The organism is Meridianimarinicoccus marinus, assembly GCF_040689105.1.
Taxonomy (GTDB): domain Bacteria; phylum Pseudomonadota; class Alphaproteobacteria; order Rhodobacterales; family Rhodobacteraceae; genus Meridianimarinicoccus; species Meridianimarinicoccus marinus.
The window spans coordinates 1-933 of record NZ_JBFBVU010000082.1 but is presented as its reverse complement, the minus strand read 5'-3'; the positions used below and the strand labels follow the sequence as shown (position 1 = coordinate 933).

The window sequence follows — 933 nt, the reverse complement described above, 5'->3', positions numbered from 1 at the left end:
GATGCCACGTTCCGGCTCGAGGCCAGGCACCGGTTGTCCTGTCCCTTGGTTGAGGCATTGCACGCTTGGCTGCGCGCCGAGCAGGGCACGATGTCGAAGCACAATCCTGTCGCCAAGGCGATCAATTACATGTTCAAGAAAGACCGATGGGAGGCCTTCACGCGCTTCCTCGAGGATGGGCGGGTCTGCGTGACGAACAACGCGGCCGAGAGAGCACTCCGCGGTGTGGCCCTTGGCCGAAAGTCATGGCTCTTCGCCGGCTCCGAGCGCGGCGGTGACCGCGCCGCCTTCATGTATTCGCTGATCGTCACCGCGAAGATGAACGATGTCGATCCTCAGGCCTGGCTCGGCGACGTCCTCGCCCGGCTGCCTGGCACGACAGCCTCCCGGGTGCCGGATCTCCTGCCTTGGAATTGGTCCCCGACACGGCAAAGGATCGCCGCATGACCCTGATCGCCCGCCTCCGGATCATCCTGAACGACGTCGAGCCAATGCCGATGCGCCACATCGAGGTGCCGCTGAAGATCAGGCTCGACCAGCTGCATGAGGTCATCCAAGCGGCCATGGGCTGGACCGACACCCATCTCTACGAGTTCCGGGTGGGGGATGCCGGTTGGGGCATGCCCGACCCGGACGGGTTCTACGACGGCCCCATGGACGCGAAGAAAATGACCTTGGAAAAACTGCTCGACCAGACCGCCACCAGGACGATCCAGTATGTCTACGACTTCGGTGATGACTGGGACCACAGCATCCGGATCGAGCGGGTGGGCGAGGCCACCCAGGGCGTGACCTATCCGCGGCTTCTGAAGGCCGCAGGGGCCTGTCCACCGGAGGACGTCGGCGGCGCCTGGGGCTACGAAGAGTTCCTCGAAGCCCTCGCCGATCCCGATCACGAGCAGCACGAGGACATGGTCCACTGGTCGGGCGGGG

The 933-nt window shown here is 64.6% G+C and carries 2 protein-coding genes; both read left to right on the top strand.

The window, feature by feature from the left end; genetic code table 11:
- Positions 1-447 (top strand): IS66 family transposase (locus AB0T83_RS20275; RefSeq protein WP_366195006.1); only part of this gene is annotated, 447 nt, incomplete at its 5' end.
- Positions 444-933, top strand: a 490-nt coding sequence (locus tag AB0T83_RS20270; RefSeq protein WP_366195005.1) for a plasmid pRiA4b ORF-3 family protein, incomplete at its 3' end; no start/stop codon positions are given. The genes AB0T83_RS20275 and AB0T83_RS20270, both read left to right, overlap by 4 nt.